We start from the raw sequence: 21770 nt of genomic DNA, 5'->3' as shown, positions 1-21770 counted from the left end.
TCTCACTGGGTTGTTTCCGGGATCGGTATCCCGTTCGCACGAAGGAAGGACTCGACTGCTGTCGAAATCACGCTCGGTGCTTCGCCAGGACCGCTGTGGCTCACCCCGTCGAACTCGACGAGGCGGCTGTTCGGGAGCGCGTCGTGGGTAGCGCGGGCGCTCTCTCGGAGAAACTCGGGACCGTCGGTCCCGGTCAACACGAGCACAGGAGCGGCAACGTCGAGACTGGTCGGGAGCTGATACTGTTCAACAGCGCGGTTCATTCGGACGACCTCCTCAGCGAGATCGACACACGCCGGCCAGACTGGCCACTCTGCCAACCACGCGTCAAGATCGTCGATCCCGTTGGGATGGAGGACCTGTTCGATATAGCGCTTTACCGCCTCACGCCGGTTCCCTGCCTCGATGAGTGTCTGCATTCGATCTGCAAGGTCGGCATCACCTCGATAGTCCTCGAGAAGGATCGCCGGTTCGTACGCGACGACGGCCCCAACTGCTGCGTCCGTCGCTGCTTCGATCGCAGTAAGTGCACCGTAAGAGTGGCCGAACAGCACGGGTTCGCCGTCGACAGCGTCAACGAGCGCTCGTACGTATTCGACCTCGCGATTCAGCACGTCTCCGGCACTCGTCTCGGTTCGATCGTCGAGACACGTCCCGAACCCTGGTCGCTGTGGGACGATCGCGGCGTACCCGTCCAGGTGTGGGATGACTGGGTTCCAGTATTCACGGGGCGCCATTCCCCCATGGAGGAACACGAGCGGGTGGCCCTCGCCGTGGCGTTCGTACGTTACCTCGAGACCAGTTGTCGACCGTGTGGTCTGCATGCAACTTTGCGTTCGCGGCGGATCGGGCTAAGCGACTCTCTCAGTGGTGGGGGCCTTTAAGTCGGTGGTGGGTGTGCGATCGTGAATACCCCCTCTCGCCGAGACTGGAGACAACCGAGTGTGACCGCCGATTCTCACACGGCGTGTTCGTGGCTCATCGCAGGTTTCGACACCTCCATGAGGACAGATCGGAACGGAGGCATATGGGACTCGTTGCAGAGTTTGCTATTCGCTGCGATGCGCTCCCGCTCGTTGGGGTTGCGAGAGCAGTATCCGAGGCGACGATCGTTCTCAGGCTGCAGTTCAACCACGGTGACCAGCCGCTCTTTATCGCCACCGTGACGAACGGTTCACGGACGGCGGTTGAAGCCGCCTTGACCGATGCCGACGACGTTGACGAGTGGCTGTTGATCGGGGAGGCCGGCGACACGCGACGATATCAGGCAGTCCCGGCGCTCAGTTTAGCGGAACAGCTCGGCGACCACATCGACGACCTTGACGGACTCAAAGCGCTTGCCACCGCCGAAGCCACTATCGAACGGATCGAAGTGACCACGGACGGGTGGCGACAATCAGGGTGGTTTGCCAACAAAGACGCGTTCACTGAGTTTTCGTCCTTCTGGCAGGACGTTGCCGGGTTTCGGTTACACCGTCTCGTTCACGATGGCGATCCCGAACCGGCCGGTAATGGCCTCTCCGACCGGCAACTCGAGGCGCTCAGAACGGCCTACGAAATGGGGTATTTCGAGGTTCCACGGCGAACATCTCTAGAAGCGATTGCGGCAGAGCTAGACATCTCGGCATCCTCAGTATCGGAGCGGCTTCGTCGCGCTCACACACAGCTCATCGAGGAAACAGTAGCCACAACGTGGCCACCACTTCCGGACTGATACGGACGACTGTCAGTGCAGGCGCATCCACTTCCGTCATGTGGTGTGCCAGTACCCAATGACAGCAGACCGGATGACAGATGTGACACCATCACACATACTGACGCCAGTCCAGACGAGAAACGAGTGCTCCGGGGAACGTTCGTTTCAAGTGTCTCAACCGACTATCGGTGGAACAACGAATGAGCGAGGACTTCTACGACGTTCTCGGCGTGAGCCCCGACGCGTCCCCAGAGGAGATCAAACAGGCGTATCGGGAGAAAGCCACCGAGTACCATCCCGACGTCAGCGACGACCCTGACGCTGAGGAGAAATTCAAGAAGATCCAGAAGGCAAAGCAAGTCCTGACCGACGAGAAAAAGCGCCAGGCCTACGATCAGATGGGCCACGACCGCTACGAACAGGCCGAGAAACACGGCTTCGACGCCAGCGACGCGGGCGGTGCCGGCGGCATGGGCGGCGGCCCGTTCGGCGGGATGGGCGGCATGGGCGGCGGTGGGATGGGTGGTGGCGGTCTCGGCGACCTCTTCGAACAGGTCTTCGGCGGTGGCGGTGGCCGCGGTCGCCGCCGTCCCCGCAAGGGTCGGGACCTGCGGACCGAACTCGAGATCGACTTAGAGGAGGCATACGAGGGTGCCGAAAAGCAGTTCACGGTCGAACGGCCCGAGGAGTGTGCGGTCTGTGATGGGGCAGGCCATCCGCCGGAGGCCGACGCCGAAACCTGTCAGGAGTGTCAAGGACGCGGGCAAGTGACCCAAGTTCAGCAGACGCCGCTGGGTCGGGTCCAGCAGACGACGACCTGCCCCCGGTGTGAAGGCGAGGGGACGCTCTACTCCGAGACCTGCGATGAGTGTCGCGGCGAGGGCTACGTCCGCAGCGAGGCGACGTTGACCGTCGAGGTGCCGCCGGGCATTCAGGACGGGCAGACGCTCCGGATGGAAGGCGAGGGCGCGCCGAGCCCCGAAGGAGGCCGCCACGGTGACTTGCTGATCGACGTTTCCATCCGCGAGCACGAACAGTTCGAACGCGAAGGCGACGACCTGCGCTACCGGCTGCCGATCTCGTTCCCGCAGGCCACCTTTGGCGATACTGTCTCCGTGCCGACGCTCGACGGGGCTGTCGAGTTCGAAATCCCCGAGGCCACCCAGAGCGGCGAGACCTTCCGCCTCGAGGGGAAAGGCATGCCCCGACTGCGCGGGCGCGGCCAGGGTGACCTCTACGTGCAGGTGCAGGTCGTCACTCCCGACAGTCTGAACGAGGACCAGCGCGAGGCGCTCGAGGAATTCGCCGAGGCCGGTGGCGACGAGATTGAGGTCAAGGAGGGCTTCTTCGAGAAGATCAAACGGGCGTTCTAGATCGGCGTTGGGACTCGTACCCGCGTTTTGTCCCGTCGTCGCTTCTCATACGGTCTGCTGTCAGTCGAATCAGCTGCTGGTGATTTTATATGTGCGACCTCGGTACACACGAACGAATGGCGTCAGTGAGCGACGGGGTGGTGCTGTGACTCGAGGGACGACATGACGTCGATCGCCGATCTGTTCGTGCAGGTGGCCGGCAGCGACCCGGTGATACAGGGGCTCGTCGGCGGAATCGTCATCGCGACGCTGAATCTGTTCGGCGCATTGTTGGTGCTCGTCTGGCGAGACCCCTCGAAGCGGGCGCTCGACGGCGCGCTCGGGTTCGCGGCCGGCGTCATGCTCGCTGCGGCGTTTACGAGTCTCATCATCCCCGGGATCGAGCAATATGCCGACGGAAATCCGATCCCGACGCTCGTGGGCGTCGCGCTCGGCGCGCTCTTTCTCGACCGGGCCGACGGACTCGTGCCGCACGCACACTTTCTCCTGACCGGCCGCACGCGGGCGGACGAAGCCAATCCGAGTACGTCGCTGCCGCTGGACAACGAGCGACTGGTCCCCGTCGTCCTGTTTATCTTAGCGATTACGCTTCATAACATGCCCGAGGGGCTGGCCGTGGGCGTCGCCTTCGGCTCCGGTAACGTCGAAAACGGAATCGCGCTCATGCTCGCGATCGGGATTCAAAACATTCCCGAGGGGCTCGCCGTTTCGGTGGCGGCGATCAATGCCGGACTGGATCGGCGCTTCTATGCGGCCTTCGCCGGCATCCGGTCGGGCGTCGTCGAGATTCCGCTAGCGGTGCTCGGCGCGCTGGCAGTCAGCGTCGTCGAACCGTTGCTGCCCTACGCGATGGGCTTCGCTGCGGGGGCGATGCTGTTCGTGATCTCCGACGAGATCATCCCCGAGACCCACACCCGCGGCTACGAGCGGATCGCCACGCTCGGCGTGATGGCCGGCGTGATCGTGATGCTCTATCTCGACGTCAGCTTAGGGTGACAGCCCTCGATCCCGTCGTATGACGGCATTCGATGACGTCGGCGGGGAGCCGAGTCGGCGCGCTTTTTTGCCGCGCTTCCCAATTTCACATATGAACGCCGCGACGGTCGACGACCTACTTACCCGGGAACTCCGCGATGATCGAACCGGGCTCGTCGACGTGACGGGCCGGGAGTACGACTACCACTGGCTGTGTACCACCGCCTGGAAGTCCGGCAACTTCCTGCGCCACGCGGGCGTCCGCGAGGGCGTCACCGTCGGCGTCGTCGGCGATGGCCCGCTGGCCCTGCTTGCCTTTCTGGGGACGACGCTACTCGAGAGCCGGACCCGCTTCGAGCCACCGACTGACCTCGCCGCCGACGAAGAGTTCCGGGCGCTCGTTGCACCCGTCGCCGAACTCGACGACTACGACCTGCCACGGGGCGCACAGCGAGTCGGCTACGGCGACAAACCCGACGCACCGGACGTCCACCACTTCGACGCCGGCGTCTGGACCGAGAACCCGTCGTTCCCGCCGCTGTCGATCGATCCCGACACGGCGATCCTGACTGACGGCGAGCGGACGGTGAGCCACGAGCAGGTGCTCGCGGCCGCCCGCGGGGTCGTCGACGATGTCGGCCTCGAGGCCGGCGACCGCGTGGTCATCCGCGCACCGCTGTCGGACCCACGGACCGTCACGGCCGGCGTGATCGCGTCGCTGCTGGCCAGGGGGGTGATCGTGTTGCCCACTGGTGACGAGGAGCCGACCGAACGGGGGACGTACGCCGTCTCGAGCGACCCGGTTCCGGAACCGACGCGGATCGACCTCGAGTCGGTGTCGCTCCCATAGGCCGCCCTCGCCGCCGTGATCAGAGTTGTCGGTACAACGGCCCTTCGACGGCAGGTCCCGAGAGTACGTCACCGTCGTAGGTGAACCGCGAGCCGTGACAGGGGCAGTCCCAGGTCCGCTCAGCGTCGTTCCATCGGACGAGACAGCCCATATGTGGACAGGTCGCCGAGACGGCGTGGGTCGTTCCGTCCGCATTGCGATAGAGACCGACCGGTTGGCTCGTCCGCCGGACGACGCGGGCGTCGCCGGGTGGGATGGCAGCCGCACCGCCCTTCTCGAGACCGGCGAGCAGCGCCCTGATTCGATCGGCGACGAAGCTGCCGCCGACTTTAGCGTTCTCCTCGAGGAAGGACTTCGCTGAGGCCCCGGGCGTGAGCCGCTGTGGGTCGAACACGTCGGCCCAGGGACTCGAGTCCTCCGCGATGAGATCGGCGAGGATCATCCCCGCGGCGGTGCCGCCGGTCATCCCCCAGCCGCCGAATCCGGTTCCGACGTAAATGTGCTCGGCGAACGGATTGATCCGCCCAATGAAGGGAATTCCATCGACCGGCGAGTAGTCCATCGTCGACCAGCGATATTCGACCGATTCGACGGTGAAGTGCTCGCGGGCGAACGCCTCGCAGCGCCGGTACCGCTCGGAGGTCGGAACGCCATCGACGCTGGGTTTGTGGCTCTGACCGCCGACGAGGAGGAGTTCGTCGTCTCCGTCGTCGGCCGGATGCGTTCGGATCGTCGCCGGCGGCGAGTCGGTGCTGTAGTACATCCCTTCGAGGGGCGTCTCCGCGACCCGGACGCCCAGCAGGTACGCGCGGTGTGGGTGCATCCGCGCGAAGTACCCCGCGCGGTCGAAGACGGGGAGGTGCGTCGCGACGACCACGTCGTCGGCGACGACCTCGCCACGGTCCGTCTCGACGCGACACGGCGAGCCAGGGTCGATATCTTCTACGTGCGTCTCTTCAAAGACGTAGCTACCGTTCCCGTGGATCGATTCGGCGATCGCGAGGCAGGTACTTCCGCGGGTGGAACTCGGCCTGCTCGTCGAACCGGACCGCGCCGGCGACGTCGAACGGCAGGGGTGTCTCCTCGACGTACGAGGCTGGGAGGCCGACCCGCTGGGCGGCGGCCACTTCGTCGCGGAGCTGATCGATATCTGAGGCGGAGCTAGCGTAGGTGTACGCCGCCGTCCGCTGAAAGTCACAGTCGATATCCTCGGCCTCGACGCGTCGCTCGACGGCGTCGATCGCTGCCTCGTTCGCGTCGGCGTACTGTCGCGCCGTTTCTTCGCCGAACTGCGAGACGAGTCTGTCGTATTTCAGCCCGTGCTGGGAGGTGAGCTTGGCCGTCGTGTGGCCGGTGGTGCTCTCGACGATCCGGTCGGCCTCGAGCACCGCGACGGTCTTTCCGGCTTCCCGCAGTTCGATCGCTGCGGTCAGACCGGTGATGCCGCCGCCGACGACCGCTACGTCGACATCGAGGTCGTCCTCGAGGGGGGCGTACTCGGTCGTCGTCGTCGTTGTGAGCCACAGCGATTCCTCGCGCGGGGACGCCGGTGGGGACTGGTCCGACATGCAGATCAGTGGGTTGGGTTGCCCACGTCGAGCCACAAGGAACGAAGGGTGGCCAGTCCAAGGGACGATGTGCCGCTGTGACCGGATCGCCGAGCACACGAACAGCGCCGGAATCGTCGTGCTCAGCTGGCCGTCCTGTGGAGTCGGCTCGTGCCGAGTCCGACGGCGGCAAGACCGGCAACCGCCCCAGCGGCGACGAAGACGCCCCTGACGCCTGCGAGCGGGAGGAGCGCCCCGAACAGAACCGGCGAGAGGAACTGTCCGGTGTAGCCGAAGGAGGCGATGTACGAACTGAACTGGCCCTGTCGCGCCTGTGGTGCGAACGCCTCGACCCACGCGAACGTCGAGGGGAAGACTAACCCGACGCCGAGGCCGAACAGGACGACCGGAATCGCCGCGCCGACGGGGGTTCCAACGGCGGTCGCGATCCCGAATCCGGCGGCCCAGAGAACGAGCGCCGTCAGCACGAGCGTCGACCGGTCGACGTATCGCAGCAGACGGTCGTACGCGACGGCAGAGACGCCGCCGGCAGCGCCGTTCGCCGCGAGATAGAGGCTGATCTGCAGGGAGTCGGTCACGTCGATGCCGGCCAGGAACTGTGGATAGAATACGACGATCACGTACAGCAACGCGTTCGCGCCGAAGTACAGCAGGTACACGAGCGGAAGCGCCGGTCGGTCGCGGAACACGGCGAGCACCGACGCGACGTCGCCGGTCTCGTCTTGGTTCCCGCTCCCGTCCGTGGCCGCGCGAGTGTCGTCACCCGGGTCGGTTTCGGGGATCGTCAATGCCGCGACGACGCCGAGCGGTAGCGCGACGAGATAGATGCCAAACGGCAGGTTCCACGCGATTGCCCCGGCCGCGCCGCCGACCAGCGGCCAGACTGCCGCGCCGGCGCTGTTCGCGCTGCTGCGATAGCCCAGCGCCCGCTCCATCGCCTGTCCCTCGTAGCAGTCGTAGATGAGCACGGTCACCGACGTGTAGACCGCGGCGGTGCCGAGTCCGAGGACGACCCGGGAGGCAAGCAGTGGGTAAAACGAGTCAACGAACAGGCCTGCACCGCCGCCGATACCGTAGACGACGAGGCCGCCCACGAACGGCCGGCGGGCCCCGATCCGATCGACGAGCGTTCCCATAAGCGGGCTCGCAAGGACGATGACGCCGCCATGGGTGGTGATAACGAGTCCGGCTGCGAGCCCGGAGACGCCGAGTTCGCGCTGGATCCGCGGCACGACCGGGCCGAGGATCGCCCCCGCCATGACCGTCAGCGTCGCCGCTGCCACCAGTACCCAGAGCGTCCGCCGAAGCTGCTGTCTCGAGGATGCCACTGCCTGCTTCTCGGGAGACGAGTCGCAACAGGATTGTGGTCGGCCGCCGGGCCGTCGCACGAGTACCCGCTCGAGATCGGGGACCTCGGAGGGTGATGTCGACGGTGAGCGGTGGCGCGTCCGCGTGTGGCATACAAAGGGCCACGAATCTGGGCCACTAGGAGGCGGCCGACGATTTCCAACCAGGCGGGCCCATCAGATAGGGTTATAGCCTCGGAGTAGATATGATCCGGTAGCAATGCAATACGACGCGGTCCTGTTCGACTTCGACGGGGTCGTGGTCGAGACCCCCTCGTCCCAGCGGCTCTACGACGCGCTCGGCCGGACCTACGAAAAATTCGGTCGCTCCGGACCGGCGCCCGAGACGTTTCAGGAACTCATGCGCGGTGACTTCGAGTCGATCACCACACGGTGTCGCAGTCTCGGGATCAAGACGGACTCGTTCTGTGCGCAGGCCGCTCGAGAGATGGTCCGAACCCAGCGCGAAGAGGTCGAACGCGGGCTCCGCTCGGCCTACGACGATGTCGCTGCAATGCGGTCGATCGAGGCACCGCTCGGGATCGTCAGCGACAACCATCCGACCGTCGTCTCGACGCTGCTCGATCGGTTCGGGCTCCGATCACTGTTCGAGACCGTCTACGGCTGTCCGTTGACCGCCGACGGGTTGGCCAGACGCAAACCCAACCCGACGAACATCGAGGCCGCGATCGACGACCTCGAGGCCGAGGCCGCGCTGTACGTCGGCGACCGGGCCGTCGACGTCCGCGCGGCCGACAACGCCGGTATCGATTCGGCGCTCGTCTCGCGGGCCGACGACGATGGGACCGACCTGGACGTCACGCCCACCTATCAGTTCTCGTCACTGTCGCAGCTCCCGACTGTGCTCCGGTAGAAGGGACGCTCTCCGACACACGGTCCGACACTCGTCGCTCGAGCCGCGACGAGACGGGATCGACGCAGATTCCTGGCTGCGGTTTTTGCGCGTGCATGCCATACGTGACGTATGGAACCCGACGATACCTGGACGAGCATCCGGACCCAGTGTGAGGCTCTCGAGCCGGGTGCAGAACTGATTACCCCGGTCTCCGAGCGGCCGTTCGGCATCGAACGAACCGCGGCCGACCGGATCGTCGTCCGGTTCGAAGACAGCGGCGAGCGTCGATCGCTCTGGCGCGAGCAGTTCGTCGTCTTTCTCGAGCGCCTCGACGAGGGGACGGTCGCCATCGAACACCTTCAGCCGGGGGTCGAGCCGTACGCAAGTATCGTGACCCTCAGCGACGAGTACGGGGTCGACGACGGGACGATCAGTTACGACCCCGACGCAGTCGGCGGGCAGAGTCCGTTTCTCGTCCCGGCGGCGGATTCGCGCGCCCCACCCGAGCACGTCCACGACGACGCGGTGCTGTTGGCGGCGCTGCTCGAGCGCCTCGACGCCGACGACCCCGCGGCGCTCGATACCGACTCTCTGACGGACCTGTACGTCCTCGCGTCCGACGTCCAGCACGGCGCCGACCGGCTGCGCCGCTCGACGCGAGCGCCGTTGCTCGAGCGTCTGGGACCGGACCAGCAACTCCACGGTCGGTACGGAACCGTCCGGCGGACGACGCGGGAGCGTCGGCGGCCGAAGGACGCCGAAACCGTGTTCGCCGCACTCGACGAGCGCGGTATTCCCCGCGAGTGGGTCACCGGCATCGACCGGGATAAACTAGACATCGTCCTCGCGGTGACCGAACTGGAGGAAGACGAGGTCTACGACGTCGACGAGGACGTCTACGTCCAGAAAACGAGCGTCGACGAGGACGAGAAATACTCGCGGCTGCAGGGACTCGCCGACCGGATCGACGACCTCGAGGACGCTGAGGGCGCTGCCCTACGCGAGGAACTGGACGACATCGAGGATCGACTCGAGGAAGCGCTGTCGGCGGGGTAGCTCTTCGACCAGCACCGAGTCGGTCCTGCCGACACCCGTTTCAGTCAGCCGGTCGCGGGACGATCGGATCGAGCGACTGCTCGAGCGGGCACGGGAACGCGACGAGTGGACGCGAATACCAGTTCAGTGATGGCCGATCCGTCGAACCGGTTCCGGTGCGGACCAACGCACAGCTATCGTCTGCCGGTCCACCCACAGTCGACGCACGTGTACGAGTCATCGACGGCGATCGTGGCTCCCGAACAGACCGGGCAGGCGGCGTGCGTTCCGCCGTCGGCGATCGGTCTCTCGGAGGGACGCTCGGATCGGACTGCCTTCGAAACGGACGGATGACAGGCCGCACAGACTTCTCGAGTACGGCGGTGAGTCATGGTGTCGGATCGGTGTCGATGCGTAAAAAGCCGGGTGACCTCATCGCCACAACGGTCGCATTCTACCATAGTGTGCTATTTGTTGTCATTGTGGGTCATAAGTCTTTGCCATATATCGTCTCTCGTCGTATCGTTCGGACGTATCGCCCTCTTCTCCGGTAAATTAGTCGTGATTCATGGCCTGGAAGAGGGCATAACACAATATATGTCAAAAGCGATTTAGCGAAGATGGAGTTCGAGTCCGGACAGAGTTGTCCGATCAGCGTCGTCGAGGTGCCGCCCAATCGGCCCGACAGACGACGTGAGGGACGCGGGCTGTCGATCGACAGTATGGCAACCCACAAACCCTTTTGGCTGCACGTCGCCTATGTCAAATCATGTACGTTCGGGACGCGAAAAACAGAGAGGAGGTCTGGTTGCTGGATCACATCGAGGCGATGGGACTCGACGAGACGTCGTTTCGCTCTCGCGACTACGTCGTCGCCGTCGACGAGGCATCCGGCGAGAAGGCCGGCTTCGGCCGCATCCGCGTCCACAAGCCCGACGACTCGGATAACGTCTGTGAGTTGACCAGCATCGGCGTCCTCGAGAACTGGCGCGGGCAGGGCGTCGGGGCCCACGTCGTCGAACGACTCGTGGAGTACGCCGGTGACGAGGGGTTCGACACCGTCTACGCCCTGACCGGAGAGGGTGCCTATCTCGCCCAGTTCGGCTTCCAGCGGGTCGGGGAGTCGGATCTGCCGGCCGTGTTGCAGGACCGACTCGAGGCCAAACGCGAGGGTTCCGATCCGGACGCGGTACCGCTATCGATCGACGTCGATGAGTTCCGGATGCCCGAGCGGCTCCGGGAGGCGTTCAAGCACGCGCCGGACGGACGCGAGGACGTCAGCAACGAGGAATCACCGGAGGACTTCGGCATCGATCCCGATTCGGCGACGTACAAGTACGATACGGGCCGGTAACGATGGGACCGCCTCCAACGGCGCTGCGCCGGCTAGGTCGTCGACGCCACAACACATAACCGGATGGGGGAGGAGAAACAACAGTCATGACCGCGAACGGCTCAGAGGGTGCGACCGGAACCGAACACGCCGACAGCGACGAAGCGGACGATGTTCGCGTCTGGCTCGTCGAGCGAACCTACGGGGACGACGAACTCAACATTATCATCCTCGTGTACGCGACCGAAGACGGCCGGCGCTATCATCGCCGTGAGCGGGCACTGACGAGCTTTTCGGGCCCAGTTCGCGAGACCAAGGCCGGGTTGTGCGTCCCGCCCGAGGCACTCGGGTCCGTCGACGACCCCGACACGCAAGCTCGCTACGCCGAGGAAGCGTCGCGGATGGCCGCCCGACACGAGCCGGACGATACCGTCTAACCCGCTCTGTTCTATTCAGCGACACGACACGTCCCTGGCCGTGTTCATCAAAGTTCAAGCCCCGTGCCGTCCACGCTTTCGATAATGTTCGATCCCGACGAACTCGAGGAGATCCGTGCCAGCAAGGAGGAGTGGCACGAGGAAGAGGTAGAACCCGTCCTCGACCGCTTCGGCGAACGCAAGGAAACGTTTACGACCGATACGGGTGGCCAGGAAGTCGATCGGCTCTACACCCCGGCGGACGTCGACGATCTCGACTACGAGGAGGATCTCGGCAACCCCGGCGAGCCGCCGTACACGCGCGGTGTCTACTCGACGGGCTACCGCGGTCGCCTCTGGACGATGCGCCAGTACGCCGGCTTCTCGACCCCCGAAGACACCAACGAGCGCTATCACTACCTGCTCGATCAGGGTCAGACCGGCCTCTCGATGGCCTTCGACCTGCCGACCCAGATGGGCTACGACTCCGACGCCGACATGGCCGCCGGCGAAGTCGGCAAGGCCGGCGTCGCGATCGACTCGCTCGAGGACATGGAGACGGTCTTCGACGGCATTCCGCTCGATGAGGTCTCGACCTCGATGACGATCAACGCGCCGGCGTCGGTGCTGCTGGCGATGTACATCGCTGTCGGCGACCAGCAGGGCGTCGACCGCGAGGAACTCCGAGGGACGATCCAGAACGACATTCTGAAAGAATACATCGCACGCAACACCTACATCTACCCGCCGGAATCGTCGATGCGGATCATCACGGACATCTTCGAGTTCTGTGCCGAGGAGACGCCGAAGTTCAACACGATCTCGATCTCGGGCTACCACATCCGCGAGGCCGGCTCGACCGCGGCCCAGGAACTCGCCTTCACGCTGGGTAACGGCATCGAGTACGTCGAGACGGCGATCGAGGCCGGCCTCGACGTCGACGACTTTGCGCCCCAGCTCTCGTTCTTCTTCAACGGCCACAACAACATCTTCGAGGAGGTCGCGAAGTTCCGCGCGGCCCGTCGGATGTGGCACGACATCATCGACGAGCGCTTCGACCCGGACGATCCCAAGTCCAAACAGCTCAAGTTCCACACCCAGACCGCTGGCTCGATGCTGACCGCCCAGCAGATCGAGAACAACGTCGTCCGCGTCGCCTATCAGGCGCTCGCGGCCGTCCTCGGCGGCACCCAGAGTCTCCACACCAACGGCAAGGACGAGGCACTCGCGCTGCCGACCGAAGAATCCGTCCGCACGGCGCTGCGCACCCAGCAGATCCTCGGCCACGAGTCCGGCGCAGCCGACACCATCGACCCGCTTGCGGGCAGCTATTACGTCGAATCCCTGACCGACGAGGTCGAAGAAGAAGCCTACGAGATTCTGGACGAAGTCGAAGAACGCGGCGGCATGCTCGACGCCGTCGAACAACAGTGGGTCCAGCGTCAGATCCAGGATACGGCCTTCGACCGCCAGCGCGAAATCGAGGAGAAAGACCGGATCATCGTCGGCGTCAACGAGTTCGAAATCGAGGATGAAGAACCCGAGATGGACGTCGAAGAGGTCACCGAGGAAGACCAGCAACGCCAGATCGACAGTCTCGAGGAGACGCGCGCGGATCGCGACGACGAGGCAGTCGACGCGGCACTTGAGGCCCTGCGGGACGCCGCCCAGAGCGACCAGAACCTGATGCCGTACATCATCGACGCCGTCAAAACCTACGCGACGGTCGGCGAGATCTGTAACGTCCTGCGCGACGAGTTCGGCGAGTACCAGCCCGGCAGCGCGGTCTAACGGGACGACTGCGAGCGCAGTCCACGACCGAGTCACCGCGACTGGTCGTCTGTACACCCAACTGTGGGCTATCGGACGGGGCTGGTGTCGAGTCCTGCCAACCGTTATTCGTTGGTACTGTCTCTTCCGATCGGCCGTTTTATAGGACAGCGAACATGTAACGACGGATACCGCAACGGTAATACTGTCAAATTTCGTCACGCCAACATAGTTCACTAATGTATACCATTGAACAGACGGATTTCGGCTTTCAGATTACTTTTGCCGGGAAGATGGACGAGGAAGAACTCCGTGAGTGGGCCGCCGACTCTCGAGCGGCGCTTCGGAGTTCGCCCGACGAGTTCGGCGTCCTCGTCGACATGCGGGATCTGAAACTACTCAGCGACGACGAGCAGCGCGTCATGCGGGAGGGACAACAACACTATCAGGACGCAGGCATGGTCCGCTCGAGCGTCATTCTCGATTCGGCGATTCTGACACTGCAGTTTCGTCGACTGGCTGGTCGATGGCATCGATCCGGACTATCAATGAGTCATACGGACTCCTGTCGGTGGGTTCCGGCGCACCCGCAGGACGGGTAGCGGGTACGCCGGAACATCGGGACAGCAGACCGTATCAGCGATGAACCGGATGAAGACACCAAGCGAGGCGTCGAAGCTACCATTTGGACACGGACGGTCCACCTGCTCGTCACTCCCGCGTGCGTTAACTTATGGATCTGCGTTCTTCTCTGATCGACGCCGGTTCGATTCGACGGCGAATCACAACAATAACGCAGTCGCCACGAGGAACACAGCCTGATGCACTTCGATCACGCCGGCATCGCGACCGACGACGCACAGGCACTCGCGGAACTGTACGGTGATCTCTTCGGTCTCGAGGTCGCCCACGAAGAGGAGTTCGACGGCATGCGCGTCGTCTTTCTCGACTGTGGCAATGGCTACTTCGAGCTGCTCGAGCCGCTCGAGGACGACAGCACGATCGCGCGCTATCTCGAGGACGGCGGCGCGGGCATCCACCACCTCGCGCTCGCGACCGACGACATCGAGGCCGCCCTCGAGACGGCACGCGACCACGACGTGACGCTCATCGACGAGGAGCCACGCCCGGGCGCGTGGAGCCACTCGGTTGCGTTCCTCCATCCGAAAGACACCGGCGGCATTCTCGTGGAATTCGTCGAACACTGACAGCCGTCGGTGGTTGAGACGGGCTGCTGTCACGCTGTCCCGGCCCGACCGCAGGGTGATCACGGGACCACCAGCACTGCCGGACAGGGGTCCGGCTCAGTGATGCCAAACGCGGCTACCGCGTCTGCGACGAGATACACGTGGAGAGTCTACTGACCGTGAGCTGTGGCTCTGGTGTCTTGTCGGAATGTCTATCATTAGCAACGTCCACCGACAATCGAAAGTGGGGACGCTGCGAGCTCGGACAGTGCTATCCGAAGTTCTCGATCAGCGCGTCGTCGGGATCACCGCCGTCGCGTTCGATCGTGTCGGCGACAGTCGTGACGAAATCGTCGAAACCGAACGCATACAGCTGGCCGTCCTCGCGGTGGGTCACAACGGCGTCTGCCAGTTCAGCGTCCGCATCTTCGTCGACGATCGTGACCGTCGCGCCCGCGTTTTCGAGTGCCTCGAGTCGGGCTTCGTGTGCAGGGTCGTCGTCCTGATAGATCACGACGGCGTCGTGGCCAGCGTCCTGTGCCGCTTCGGCGATCGCGACCGCCGCGCCGACGCCGGGACCGCCGGCGACGGCGACCACGTCGTCGTCACCGTCGTAGGTGGTCCGGCCGAACGGCCCGTCGATGGCAACCGTTTCGCCACCCTCGAGGTCGGCCAGCCACGGCGAGAGGTCCCCGTCAGGATCGATGCCGACGGTGAGTTCGAACGTCTCCTCGACGGACGACGACGAGAGCGTGTAGTGGCGTGAGAGCACCTCGTCGTCGGGCTCGGCCCGGAGCAAGACGAACTGGCCCGGCTGGGCGTCGAAGTCTGCGGGTGTTTCGAGCTCGAGTGCGACGGTACCGGGACCGACTTCGCTGACTGATGCGACGGTGACTGGCGTCCCCTCCATATGAACCGGTTGAGTGGCCGATTGAAAAGACGTTCCGTTTCGCCCACAACGCTATCAACAGTTGCGTTCGTCTAGATGTATTGGAATGCGCGCTGCGAAACCAAATCCCTCCCTTTTCGTCGGCTATTTCTTTCTCCCGCTAGTTGTTTCGGCAATAGTATGAAACAATTAATTTAGTGTCATTGGACACCAAACGGCTCGAGCGCTGTTGCGGTGGTTCTGTTGGGGTTTCAGAAGCCTTTTCATTTATGGGGGGTAAGGCTCAGGACAACATGGCTGAGGATCTCAACTGGGCGGTCGGTGGCGAAGCCGGAGACGGTATCGACTCCACCGGGAAAATCTTCGCTCAGGCACTTGCCCGAGCCGGACGGCACGTATTCACGTCGAAAGACTTCGCATCGCGAATCCGAGGTGGCTACACCGCCTACAAGATTCGCACGTCGGTCGACCAGGTGCAAAGCGTCGTCGACCGTCTCGACATCCTCGTCGCGCTGACACAGCGTACCATCGACGAGAACCTCGACGAACTCCACGAAGGCAGCGCCATCATCTACGACGGCGAGCGCTCGTGGGAGGCCGAGATTCCCGAGGAGATGACGGCGGTCGACGTCCCACTGAAGTCGCTGGCCGAGGAAGCCGGCGGCGCGATCATGCGCAACATCGTCGCGCTCGGTGCGGCGTGTGAGATCACCGGCTTCGACGTCGAGTACCTCGACGAAGCCCTAGAGAAGCGCTTCGGTGGCAAGGGCTCGAAGATCGTCGAGAACAACAAAGAGGCTGCCCGGGCAGGTCAGGAGTACGTCCAGGAGAACTACGACCTCGATCACCTCGGCTACAACCTCGAGACGACCGACAACGACTACGTCCTCCTCAACGGCAACGAGGCGGTCGGTATGGGTGCACTCGCCGCCGGCTGTCGGTTCTACGCCGGCTATCCGATCACACCCGCGACCTCCATCATGGAGTACCTGACAGGGCGGATCGAAGAGTACGGCGGTCACGTCGTGCAGGCCGAAGACGAACTCTCGGCGATCAACATGGCACTCGGTGGCGCACGCGCCGGTGCCCGATCGATGACCGCGACATCCGGCGCGGGGATCGACCTCATGACCGAGACGTTCGGACTGGTCGCGACCAGCGAGACGCCGCTGGTCATCGCCGACGTTCAGCGCTCGGGCCCCTCGACGGGGATGCCGACGAAACAGGAACAGGGCGACCTCAACATGGCCCTGTACGGTGGCCACGGCGAAGTCCCACGCTTTGTCGTCGCGCCGACGTCGATCGACGAGTGTTTCTGGAAGACCGTCGAGGCGTTCAACCTTGCTGAAAAGTACCAGACCCCCGTGTTCCTGGTTTCCGACCTGGCGATGTCCGTCACCGAACAGACGTTCCCGCCGGAGGCCTTCGACATGGACGCAGTCGAGATCGACCGCGGCAAACTCGTCGACGAGGACGATGTCGACGAGTGGCTCGACGCACAGGGTCACTTCCGCGCCCACGCCGTCACCGACGACGGCATCAGCCCGCGTGCCATCCCCGGCATGACCGACGGTGCACACATGAGCACGGGCCTCGAGCACGACGAACTCGGCCGCCGAACCGAAGACGAAGACGAACGCGTCCACCAGGTCGACAAGCGCAACCGCAAGGTCGAGACGGCCCGCGAACGAGAGGACTGGGACTACCGCGAGTTCGGCGACGAAGACGCCGACAACCTCGTCATATCCTGGGGTTCCAACGAGGGCGCACTCGCCGAAGCGCTCGAGTATCTCGAGGAGGACGGCATCGACGTCCGCGTCATCTCGGTGCCCTACATCTTCCCACGGCCGGACCTCTCCGATGAGATCGAGGCCGCCGACGAGACGATCGTCGTCGAGTGTAACGCGAACGGACAGTTCGCCGACCTGATCGAACACGACGTGCTTACCCGCGTGAAACGCATTAACAAGTACACCGGCGTCCGCTTCAAGGCGGACGAACTCGCAGACGAGATTACCGCGAAACTCTCCGAAGAGGTGCCAGCACAATGAGCTCCGACGTACGATTCACCGACTTCAAATCCGACAAGCAGCCGACCTGGTGTCCTGGATGCGGCGACTTCGGGACGATGAACGGCATGATGAAAGCCCTCGCGAACACCGGCAACGACCCCGACAACACCTTCGTGGTGGCCGGGATCGGCTGTTCCGGCAAGATCGGGACCTACATGCACAGCTACGCCCTCCACGGGGTTCACGGCCGTGCGCTCCCGGTCGGTACCGGCGTCAAGATGGCCCGTCCCGACATCGAAGTGATGGTCGCCGGCGGCGACGGTGACGGTTACTCGATCGGTGCCGGTCACTTCGTCCACGCCGTTCGCCGGAACGTCGACATGACCTACTGTGTCATGGACAACCGCATCTACGGGCTGACGAAGGGACAGGCCTCGCCGACTTCGCGGTCGGACTTCGAGACCTCAACGACCCCCGAAGGTACCAAACAGTCGCCGGTCAACCCGCTTGCACTGGCGCTTGCCTCCGGCGCCTCTTTCATCGCGCAGTCCTTTAGCTCCGACGCGATGCGCCACGCTGAAATCGTCCAGAAGGCGATCGAACACGACGGCTTCGGCTTCGTCAACGTCTTCAGCCCGTGTGTCACGTTCAACGACGTCGACACCTACGACTACTTCCGCGACAACCTCGTCGATCTTCAGGAAGAGGACCACGACCCGACCGACTACGAGGCCGCCAAGGAAGTCATCCTCGACAGCGACAAGGAGTACCAGGGCGTCATGTACCAGGACGAAAACTCCGTGCCGTACCACGAGAAACACGGCGTCACCGAGGACATGTCCGAGATTCCCGACGGCGCGCCCGACGACGCGATGGACCTCGTCCGCGAGTTCTACTGAGATCGCTGATCGCGTCCATCGGGACTGATTCGTTAAGCCGTTTTTTCGCGACGTACTCGAGCCGACGACAGCCAGTCGCTCGTCCAGTGGTCGAACGACAGCGTGTCGCTACTGCCGGTCACTGTCACTGCACACTCGGTCCCCACCGATCCAGGCTTCAAAACCAATGTCTCGCGGTGTCCCGTGACTACTCGAGACTGACGAGATACTCGAGCATGTCGTCCAGCGGTGCGTTCGTCACGGCGAGCGAGTAACCGTCGATCCGCGCGAGGTCGGCCGCGTGATCCCAGAGATCGGCTTCCTCGATACCGTGAAGGATGACGGCGTTGGGCGTCGGATTGACGACGCGTAACGCCACGAGCGGCGACTCTCCGCGGGTCACGCCGGTAAAGACGAGGACGCGATTCGTGCTCTGTCCGTAGAGCCGGAAGAACTCCTCACTCGAGAGGCGCGTGATCGCCTCGATGCTGTCGATGACGGTGTGGCCGCTGACGCGGTCGGTGCCGCTCGAGGCCACTTCGGTCGCCTCGAGGTCGTCGTACAGTTGTGCGAGTGGAATCGAGGTGGCATACTCACGGAGGTCGTAGACCACATCGCTCTCGAAGCCCGCCGAGAGGACCCGACCGTACTGTCGGATACGCTCACCACCGCGTCGCTCGTCGATCGCGAGCAGTCCAGAGACGAGTCGGCCGACGACGCCGATGCCGGGGCTCTCTCGGCGGCCGCTCTCGTAGTCGGAGATGACCGACGAGGAGACCTCGAGTTCTGCCGCGAGATCGGTCTGTGAGATGTCGAAGTCGGTGCGCCACTTGCGCAGCGTCGCGCCAGGGTCGTCGCTCAGCGTGATCTCCCCGGCAATCTTCTCCGCGAGCTCCCGTTTCGGGCCGCGTCCGCTCATACCCGTCGGTCATCCGGTCGACTCAAGTAGCTACCGGAGACCGGTCGGAGACCGGCCGGTGTCCGACGACGTAGCCGGCGATCGTCGCGGCGGTATCTCCCGCCGGAGCACTGACGTATTTGTGCCCGGTGTTCGAAGACGACGTATGAACTGTCTCCCGATTGAGTGTTCGGTCCCCGACGACCGATGAAGGGCTACTATCTCCGCTACGTGCAGGTTCTCCTGCAGTTCTTTCCCCTCGCGATTGCATTTCTCAGGGACCGACGGCGGTTCCTGCTGTTCGGCCCGTCTCGGCAGGTCTCGACCGAGGTCCACCGCGATCGCGCCCAGCGACTCACGGAGACGATGCTCGAGTTGGGACCGGCCTTCATCAAGGTCGGCCAGGTGCTGTCGACGCGGCCGGACATCGTTCCGCCGACGTACGTCGAGGAGTTCGCGACGCTGCAGGACGAAGTGCCCGAAGACGCGGGCGGCGACCCGATGACCGTCGTCGAGTCCGAACTCGAGGACGTTATCGATCTCGAGACGCTCGAGCCGGTCGCCGGCGGCTCGCTGGCGTTCGTCTACACCGCCGACTACGAGGGCGAACGGATCGCCCTGAAGGTCCGGCGGCCGGGGATCGTCTCGCTGATCGAGCGCGACCTGCGGGTCATCAGGGGGTTCGTCCCGTTGCTCCTGTTGGTCGCCGACGAGCGCCAACGGTATTCGATCGAGAACCTCGCCGGCGACTTCGAGGATATCATCCTCGAGGAACTCGACTTCGCCCGCGAAGCGTCGATCATGGCGGAGATCGACGACAACTTCGCAGACAACGATCGGATCGTCGTCCCGGAGACCTACCCCGACCTGTGTTCGGAGCGTGTCGTCGCGATGGAGTATATCGAGGGAAGGAAGATCACTGACGAGCACGCGCTGGCCGAGGTCGGCATCGAACCGACCGAGCTGGCGACGTTGATCGCCCGCACCTACCTGAAGATGGGGCTCGTCGACGGCGTCTTCCACGCGGACCCCCATCCCGGCAACCTCTCGGTGACCGACGACGGCCGGCTCGTCATCTACGATTACGGCATGAGTCAGCGGCTCACGGACAAAGAGCAAGCCGACATCACGGCGCTCTACCGGGCCCTCGTCCGCCGCGACGTCGACGGCCTCCTGAACACGCTCATCGCGCTCGAGGTGCTCGATCCGTCGGTCGATCGGGTCCAGGTCCGGCGGGTGCTCGAGCTGGTCATCGAGAGCCTTGAGGGCCGTTCGGCGATTACCTGGCGGGAGATCATCACCGAACTGTTCGCGCGGCTCCACGAGTTCCCGTTTCGCATCCCGCCGAACGTGATGCTGCTCATGCGTGTCGGCACGGTCGGCGAGGGTGTCTGTCGCACCCTCGATCCCGAGTTCGACTTCATCGGCGTCACGCGCTCGTTTCTCGTCGACCACGGGTTCATCGAGAGCGAACTCGAGACGCTGGTCGCGGACGTGCGCGGTGATCTCCGCGAGTCACTGCCCGTCCTCGCACGGGCCCCGGCCCGATTCGACACCGTCTTTGGCCAGCTCGAGCGCGGCGACCTCGTCGTCAGGACTGACCCGCTCGAGCCGACCAGCGGCGGTGATCCGTCTGTCGGCTACGCCATCGTCGCCGGGGCGCTGTTCGTCGCCGCGTCCGTGTTGACCCTTCAGGACGGCTCGCTCGGGATCGTGGCTGGGCTCGTTGGGCTCCTGTTTCTCGGGCAGTACGTGCGCACGCGACGTCATCGGTGAGGGCGGGCCGACACGCTTTCGGGTCCAGTGTCCCCAACAGTCAAGCCCTCACGGTTCGAGTCGGGGGACTGTGCCATCGACCGTCGTCCACGTCGCGTTCGCCGGCCTGCTCGGGACTGCGTTGCTTGCCGACGCGTTCGATACCCGCGCGATTCTGGTCGTGATGGGTTCGAACGCGCTTTTCGATCTCGATACGCTGATCGGAATCGTCGTCCCCGGAACGCATCGGGCGGCGTTGCACAACGTCTGGATCGTCCTCGTTCCCGCGGCCGTTCTGTTGTGGGACGGTGCGATCCGCGAGGAGTCGCTCGTCCGAAAGCGGTGGGGCGACGCCGCCCCGCGCGTCGCGTGGGTCACACTGGCGGCGCTGCTGTTCGCACACGTCCTGTTCGACGCCTTTTTCAACGGCGTTAACCTCTTTTGGCCGCTTCACGACCGCTTTTACGACCTCTCCGGAACGTTGCTCGTGACCGACCAGCGCGGGCTCGTCCAGACGTTCGTCGAACTCGACGCCGGCGACGTCGCCGAGACGACCGCCCGCGGGACGACCGAGAACACCCACTACCGGACCGGGTTCGATCCAACCCGCGAGGAGCCCGCGACCGGCGTCGAACGGATCTTCCCCATCGCGGCAACCGGCGAACGGTTCGTCCTCACCGTCGCCGGCTTCGCGGCGGTTCTCGTGCGGGTCGTCGAAAAACGGCGAGCGGAGTGAGACGGAGCGCCGCCTGCCAGCGCCACGGTTTTGTAAGTGGTGTGCCAAGTGAGCGTATGATCGCGTGTGCCGGCGAGTTGGCGACCGCGCTAGTCCTGCCGCCGAGCGTCGTCTCTCGCGCTGTCGAATCGGACAGTCGAAGCCAGCGGCCCGAGTGGCGATCACGGCTCGTCACCGAGCTAGCGACGGTATCGGGA

At 64.2% G+C, this 21770-nt stretch carries 20 protein-coding genes and 1 pseudogene; 16 read left to right on the top strand and 5 right to left on the bottom strand.

What is annotated here, in order from left to right:
• Positions 1 to 2: 2 nt before the first annotated feature.
• On the bottom strand, positions 3 to 824 hold the full coding sequence (locus tag E2L06_RS08635) for an alpha/beta fold hydrolase (protein ID WP_138780515.1): 822 nt from the start codon (positions 822 to 824) through the stop codon (positions 3 to 5).
• Positions 825 to 1027: 203 nt separating this feature from the next.
• Between E2L06_RS08635 and E2L06_RS08630 the strand changes: the two genes are divergently transcribed.
• The 4 genes from E2L06_RS08630 (at position 1028) to E2L06_RS08615 (ending at position 4894) form a co-directional block, all read left to right on the top strand.
• The gene (locus tag E2L06_RS08630; protein WP_138780513.1) at positions 1028 to 1714 is read left to right on the top strand and encodes a helix-turn-helix domain-containing protein; all 687 of its coding nucleotides are present in this window, start codon (positions 1028 to 1030) and stop codon (positions 1712 to 1714) included.
• A 182-nt stretch (positions 1715 to 1896) separates the two neighbouring features.
• Positions 1897 to 3069: a molecular chaperone DnaJ gene (gene dnaJ / locus E2L06_RS08625; protein ID WP_138780510.1), complete on the top strand. Its 1173-nt coding sequence runs from the start codon at positions 1897 to 1899 to the stop codon at positions 3067 to 3069.
• 162 nt (positions 3070 to 3231) lie between these two features.
• Positions 3232 to 4065 (top strand): ZIP family metal transporter, encoded by an 834-nt coding sequence (locus tag E2L06_RS08620; protein ID WP_138780509.1) that lies wholly within the window; start codon positions 3232 to 3234, stop codon positions 4063 to 4065.
• Between the two features lie 91 nt (positions 4066 to 4156).
• Positions 4157 to 4894, top strand: coding sequence for a hypothetical protein (locus E2L06_RS08615; protein ID WP_138780507.1), 738 nt, complete (start codon positions 4157 to 4159; stop codon positions 4892 to 4894).
• 19 nt (positions 4895 to 4913) lie between these two features.
• Here E2L06_RS08615 and E2L06_RS08610 read toward each other — a convergent pair.
• Positions 4914 to 6462 (bottom strand): annotated as a pseudogene (locus E2L06_RS08610) (FAD-dependent oxidoreductase).
• Positions 6463 to 6584: 122 nt separating this feature from the next.
• Positions 6585 to 7790 carry an MFS transporter gene (locus tag E2L06_RS08605; RefSeq protein ID WP_138780505.1) on the bottom strand — a complete coding sequence of 402 codons (1206 nt, stop codon included), beginning with the start codon at positions 7788 to 7790 and terminating at the stop codon, positions 6585 to 6587.
• A gap of 238 nt (positions 7791 to 8028) precedes the next feature.
• On the opposite strand from E2L06_RS08605, the gene E2L06_RS08600 reads away from it, so the two are divergent.
• The 8 genes from E2L06_RS08600 (at position 8029) to mce (ending at position 14426) form a co-directional block, all read left to right on the top strand.
• The gene (locus E2L06_RS08600; RefSeq protein ID WP_138780503.1) at positions 8029 to 8682 is read left to right on the top strand and encodes an HAD family hydrolase; all 654 of its coding nucleotides are present in this window, start codon (positions 8029 to 8031) and stop codon (positions 8680 to 8682) included.
• A 111-nt stretch (positions 8683 to 8793) separates the two neighbouring features.
• A complete protein-coding gene (locus E2L06_RS08595; RefSeq protein ID WP_138780501.1) occupies positions 8794 to 9720 on the top strand; it encodes a hypothetical protein in 927 nt (308 codons plus the stop codon).
• Positions 9721 to 9927: 207 nt separating this feature from the next.
• Entirely contained in the window at positions 9928 to 10053 is a 126-nt protein-coding gene (locus E2L06_RS22760) for a hypothetical protein (protein WP_283241353.1), read from the top strand.
• 415 nt (positions 10054 to 10468) lie between these two features.
• On the top strand, positions 10469 to 11053 hold the full coding sequence (locus tag E2L06_RS08585) for a GNAT family N-acetyltransferase (RefSeq protein ID WP_138780497.1): 585 nt from the start codon (positions 10469 to 10471) through the stop codon (positions 11051 to 11053).
• A gap of 86 nt (positions 11054 to 11139) precedes the next feature.
• Complete coding sequence (locus tag E2L06_RS08580; protein WP_138780495.1) at positions 11140 to 11469, top strand: hypothetical protein; 330 nt, start codon at positions 11140 to 11142, stop codon at positions 11467 to 11469.
• Between the two features lie 84 nt (positions 11470 to 11553).
• Positions 11554 to 13239: a methylmalonyl-CoA mutase gene (locus tag E2L06_RS08575; RefSeq protein WP_138780493.1), complete on the top strand. Its 1686-nt coding sequence runs from the start codon at positions 11554 to 11556 to the stop codon at positions 13237 to 13239.
• A gap of 218 nt (positions 13240 to 13457) precedes the next feature.
• Positions 13458 to 13820: a hypothetical protein gene (locus tag E2L06_RS08570; RefSeq protein ID WP_249361395.1), complete on the top strand. Its 363-nt coding sequence runs from the start codon at positions 13458 to 13460 to the stop codon at positions 13818 to 13820.
• A gap of 219 nt (positions 13821 to 14039) precedes the next feature.
• Positions 14040 to 14426, top strand: coding sequence for a methylmalonyl-CoA epimerase (gene mce, locus E2L06_RS08565; RefSeq protein ID WP_138780491.1), 387 nt, complete (start codon positions 14040 to 14042; stop codon positions 14424 to 14426).
• A gap of 250 nt (positions 14427 to 14676) precedes the next feature.
• On the opposite strand, the gene E2L06_RS08560 is transcribed toward mce, so the two are convergent.
• Positions 14677 to 15315 (bottom strand): ferredoxin--NADP reductase, encoded by a 639-nt coding sequence (locus E2L06_RS08560; RefSeq protein WP_138780489.1) that lies wholly within the window; start codon positions 15313 to 15315, stop codon positions 14677 to 14679.
• A gap of 272 nt (positions 15316 to 15587) precedes the next feature.
• Between E2L06_RS08560 and E2L06_RS08555 the strand changes: the two genes are divergently transcribed.
• Entirely contained in the window at positions 15588 to 17345 is a 1758-nt protein-coding gene (locus E2L06_RS08555; protein ID WP_138780487.1) for a 2-oxoacid:acceptor oxidoreductase subunit alpha, read from the top strand.
• A complete protein-coding gene (locus E2L06_RS08550) occupies positions 17342 to 18205 on the top strand; it encodes a 2-oxoacid:ferredoxin oxidoreductase subunit beta (protein ID WP_138780485.1) in 864 nt (287 codons plus the stop codon). The genes E2L06_RS08555 and E2L06_RS08550 overlap by 4 nt, the downstream gene beginning before the upstream one ends.
• Positions 18206 to 18392: 187 nt before the next feature.
• Here E2L06_RS08550 and E2L06_RS08545 read toward each other — a convergent pair whose 3' ends face one another.
• Positions 18393 to 19103, bottom strand: a complete 711-nt coding sequence (locus tag E2L06_RS08545; RefSeq protein ID WP_138780483.1) for a helix-turn-helix domain-containing protein — start codon at positions 19101 to 19103, stop codon at positions 18393 to 18395.
• A gap of 186 nt (positions 19104 to 19289) precedes the next feature.
• Between E2L06_RS08545 and E2L06_RS08540 the strand changes: the two genes are divergently transcribed.
• Complete coding sequence (locus tag E2L06_RS08540; protein WP_138780481.1) at positions 19290 to 20858, top strand: AarF/ABC1/UbiB kinase family protein; 1569 nt, start codon at positions 19290 to 19292, stop codon at positions 20856 to 20858.
• Between the two features lie 70 nt (positions 20859 to 20928).
• Entirely contained in the window at positions 20929 to 21573 is a 645-nt protein-coding gene (locus tag E2L06_RS08535) for a metal-dependent hydrolase (protein WP_138780479.1), read from the top strand.
• The last annotated feature ends 197 nt before the right edge of the window (positions 21574 to 21770 follow it).

The organism is Haloterrigena sp. H1, assembly GCF_005938085.1.
GTDB lineage: Archaea > Halobacteriota > Halobacteria > Halobacteriales > Natrialbaceae > Natrinema.
This window is presented reverse-complemented; position numbering and strand designations above follow the sequence as displayed.

What these genes read in the sequence shown, in the direction of transcription:
- E2L06_RS08570 (WP_249361395.1), top strand. Translation starts at nt 13,458, where the DNA reads ATGTATACCATTGAACAGACGGATTTCGGCTTTCAGATTACTTTTGCC.
- E2L06_RS08580 (WP_138780495.1), top strand. Translation starts at nt 11,140, where the DNA reads ATGACCGCGAACGGCTCAGAGGGTGCGACCGGAACCGAACACGCCGAC.
- E2L06_RS08555 (WP_138780487.1), top strand. Translation starts at nt 15,588, where the DNA reads ATGGCTGAGGATCTCAACTGGGCGGTCGGTGGCGAAGCCGGAGACGGT.
- E2L06_RS08635 (WP_138780515.1), bottom strand. Translation starts at nt 824, where the DNA reads ATGCAGACCACACGGTCGACAACTGGTCTCGAGGTAACGTACGAACGC.
- E2L06_RS08540 (WP_138780481.1), top strand. Translation starts at nt 19,290, where the DNA reads ATGAAGGGCTACTATCTCCGCTACGTGCAGGTTCTCCTGCAGTTCTTT.
- E2L06_RS08585 (WP_138780497.1), top strand. Translation starts at nt 10,469, where the DNA reads ATGTACGTTCGGGACGCGAAAAACAGAGAGGAGGTCTGGTTGCTGGAT.
- E2L06_RS08575 (WP_138780493.1), top strand. Translation starts at nt 11,554, where the DNA reads ATGTTCGATCCCGACGAACTCGAGGAGATCCGTGCCAGCAAGGAGGAG.
- dnaJ (WP_138780510.1), top strand. Translation starts at nt 1,897, where the DNA reads ATGAGCGAGGACTTCTACGACGTTCTCGGCGTGAGCCCCGACGCGTCC.
- mce (WP_138780491.1), top strand. Translation starts at nt 14,040, where the DNA reads ATGCACTTCGATCACGCCGGCATCGCGACCGACGACGCACAGGCACTC.
- E2L06_RS08595 (WP_138780501.1), top strand. Translation starts at nt 8,794, where the DNA reads ATGGAACCCGACGATACCTGGACGAGCATCCGGACCCAGTGTGAGGCT.
- E2L06_RS08630 (WP_138780513.1), top strand. Translation starts at nt 1,028, where the DNA reads ATGGGACTCGTTGCAGAGTTTGCTATTCGCTGCGATGCGCTCCCGCTC.
- E2L06_RS08600 (WP_138780503.1), top strand. Translation starts at nt 8,029, where the DNA reads ATGCAATACGACGCGGTCCTGTTCGACTTCGACGGGGTCGTGGTCGAG.
- E2L06_RS08615 (WP_138780507.1), top strand. Translation starts at nt 4,157, where the DNA reads ATGAACGCCGCGACGGTCGACGACCTACTTACCCGGGAACTCCGCGAT.
- E2L06_RS08550 (WP_138780485.1), top strand. Translation starts at nt 17,342, where the DNA reads ATGAGCTCCGACGTACGATTCACCGACTTCAAATCCGACAAGCAGCCG.
- E2L06_RS08620 (WP_138780509.1), top strand. Translation starts at nt 3,232, where the DNA reads ATGACGTCGATCGCCGATCTGTTCGTGCAGGTGGCCGGCAGCGACCCG.
- E2L06_RS08560 (WP_138780489.1), bottom strand. Translation starts at nt 15,315, where the DNA reads ATGGAGGGGACGCCAGTCACCGTCGCATCAGTCAGCGAAGTCGGTCCC.
- E2L06_RS08545 (WP_138780483.1), bottom strand. Translation starts at nt 19,103, where the DNA reads ATGAGCGGACGCGGCCCGAAACGGGAGCTCGCGGAGAAGATTGCCGGG.